This is a genomic window from Bradyrhizobium sp., assembly GCF_035701725.1.
GTDB lineage: Bacteria > Pseudomonadota > Alphaproteobacteria > Rhizobiales > Xanthobacteraceae > Bradyrhizobium.
This window is the reverse complement of the sequence record NZ_DASSRP010000204.1, coordinates 1-2,543: the sequence shown is the minus strand read 5'-3', so window position 1 is coordinate 2,543 and position 2,543 is coordinate 1. Positions and strand designations below refer to the sequence as shown.

At 61.6% G+C, this 2,543-nt stretch carries 3 protein-coding genes; all 3 read left to right on the top strand.

The window, feature by feature from the left end:
- The first annotated feature begins 1 nt into the window (after position 1).
- On the top strand, positions 2 to 1,534 hold the full coding sequence (locus tag VFL62_RS11885) for an acyl-CoA carboxylase subunit beta (protein WP_325172572.1): 1,533 nt from the start codon (positions 2 to 4) through the stop codon (positions 1,532 to 1,534).
- A 68-nt stretch (positions 1,535 to 1,602) separates the two neighbouring features.
- A complete protein-coding gene (locus VFL62_RS11880; protein ID WP_325172571.1) occupies positions 1,603 to 1,953 on the top strand; it encodes a hypothetical protein in 351 nt (116 codons plus the stop codon).
- Positions 1,954 to 2,102: 149 nt separating this feature from the next.
- Complete coding sequence (locus tag VFL62_RS11875) at positions 2,103 to 2,372, top strand: RDD family protein (protein ID WP_325172570.1); 270 nt, start codon at positions 2,103 to 2,105, stop codon at positions 2,370 to 2,372.
- Positions 2,373 to 2,543: the final 171 nt, after the last annotated feature.

The window sequence follows — 2,543 nt, the reverse complement described above, 5'->3', positions numbered from 1 at the left end:
CATGAAAGACATTCTGGACACCCTTGAAGAACGGCGCGCGGGCGCCCGTCTCGGCGGCGGCGAAAAGCGCATCGCGGCCCAGCATGCGAGGGGCAAACTGACCGCGCGGGAGCGGATCGAGCTCTTGCTCGACAAGGGTAGTTTCGAGGAGTTCGACATGTTCGTCGAGCACCGCTCGACCGAATTCGGCATGGAAAAGACTAAGGTGCCGGGCGACGGTGTCGTCACCGGCTGGGGCACCGTCAACGGCCGCAAGACCTTCGTGTTCGCCAAGGATTTTACCGTGTTCGGCGGCTCGCTGTCCGAAACCCACGCGCTGAAGATCACCAAACTTCAGGACATGGCGATGAAGGCGAGGGCGCCGATCATCGGACTTTACGATGCCGGTGGGGCGCGCATCCAGGAAGGCGTCGCGGCGCTCGCGGGCTATTCCTACGTGTTCCGGCGTAACGTGATCGCCTCCGGCGTGATCCCGCAGATCTCCGTCATCATGGGCCCGTGCGCCGGCGGCGATGTCTATTCGCCGGCGATGACCGATTTCATCTTCATGGTGAAGAACACGAGCTACATGTTCGTCACCGGGCCGGACGTCGTGAAGACCGTCACCAACGAGGTCGTCACCGCGGAAGAACTCGGCGGCGCCTCGGTGCATGCGACGCGCTCCTCGATCGCGGACGGCGCCTTCGAGAACGACGTCGAGGCGCTGTTGCAGATGCGGCGGCTGATCGACTTCCTGCCGGCGAACAACATCGACGGCGTCCCGGAATGGCCGAGCTTCGACGATATCGAGCGCGTCGACCTCTCGCTCGATACGCTGATCCCCGATAATCCGAACAAGCCCTACGACATGAAGGAGCTGATCCACAAGGTCGTGGACGAGGGTGATTTCTTCGAGATCTCGGAAGCCTTTGCCAAGAACATCGTCACCGGTTTCGGCCGCATTGCCGGCCGCACGGTCGGCTTTGTCGCCAATCAGCCGATGGTTCTCGCGGGTGTGCTCGACAGCGACGCATCGCGGAAAGCGGCGCGCTTTGTGCGTTTCTGCGACGCTTTCAACATCCCGATCGTGACCTTCGTCGACGTGCCCGGCTTCCTGCCCGGCACCGCGCAGGAATATGGTGGGCTGATCAAGCACGGCGCGAAACTTCTCTTTGCATACTCGCAATGCACGGTGCCGCTGGTGACCGTGATCACGCGCAAGGCCTATGGCGGCGCCTTCGACGTGATGGCGTCCAAGGAAATCGGCGCCGACATGAACTACGCCTGGCCGACGGCGCAGATCGCGGTCATGGGCGCCAAGGGCGCGGTCGAAATCATCTTCCGCGCCGACATGAATGACCCGGGCAAGATCGCCGAACGCACCAAGGAATACGAGGACCGCTTCCTGTCGCCCTTCATCGCCGCCGAGCGCGGCTATATCGATGACGTCATCATGCCGCACTCGACTCGCCGCCGTATTGCGCGGGCGCTCGCGATGCTGCGCGACAAGCATGTCGAGATACCCGTGAAGAAGCACGACAATCTGCCGTTGTGAGAGATGATTATCGAGTTCGATTCATTCGAAATCGCGCCGACGGATCTGACGAGATGTTCTCAGGTCAGATGACAGACGAAAACGAGCCGACCGACGACATCTCCGCGATCGAAGAGCGGATCGAAGATCTTTCCAGAACCGCCGAGCGGTGCCGGAAATTCATTCTGGCCTCCAAGATCGCGATCGGCGCCGGCGCCGTCCTGCTGCTGATCGTGATTCTCGGCCTGTTCGGCGCCGGTGGGGCATCGGTGCTCGGCGCGATTGCGCTGGTGCTGGGCGGCATCGTTTCGCTCGGCTCAAACATCAGCACGCTGGAGCAGACCAGAGAAGCCATCGCCGACGCCGAGGCCATCCGAAGGGAAATGATCGGCGTGATCGATCTTCGTCTGGTGCGGAGCACCCCGACCAAGCTAATGTGAGGCGGCGCAGGCGGGACCAGAGCACGCGACGAAAGGCGAGCTTGCCATGGCCGAATCGCCCGTGATTTGCCAGAGTGGAACCTAGATTTCTGCATCAGGTGATGCGTGCTGTCTGGCGTCCATTCTTGTTTCAAGCAGGGGATTAGACCATGTCGGATCAGACGAGTTCACCAACCCTGACCAGACCGGCGTTCTGGCGCCGCGGACTGGCGGGTCTTCTTGATTTTATCACCGTGTTCTTCGTCGGCGGTTATGCGATCGGCTCGCTCACCGGCGAGACCACAAACAACGGTTTCAACCTGAACGGCCTGCCGGCGCTCGTGCTGCTGGTCCTGATCGTGGCCTACTTCTATTTCGGCTGGAAGGTATGGGGCGGCACCATTTGGCAGCGCATTTTGGGTGCGCGGCCGGTGCCGTAGAGCGCAGCGCTTATTGCCCTCTCCCCCTGTGGGGATGGTGCCGTCGATGCTCTGCATCGAAGTCGGGTGAGGGGTCACCTCACCGGAAGGTAGACAATTTACCCTCACCCTAAACGAAACTTTGGCCGCGGACGGAGTAGCCCTCTCCCACAAGGGGGAGACGGCGCATCA

What these genes read in the sequence shown, in the direction of transcription:
- VFL62_RS11875 (WP_325172570.1), top strand. Translation starts at nt 2,103, where the DNA reads ATGTCGGATCAGACGAGTTCACCAACCCTGACCAGACCGGCGTTCTGG.
- VFL62_RS11880 (WP_325172571.1), top strand. Translation starts at nt 1,603, where the DNA reads ATGACAGACGAAAACGAGCCGACCGACGACATCTCCGCGATCGAAGAG.
- VFL62_RS11885 (WP_325172572.1), top strand. Translation starts at nt 2, where the DNA reads ATGAAAGACATTCTGGACACCCTTGAAGAACGGCGCGCGGGCGCCCGT.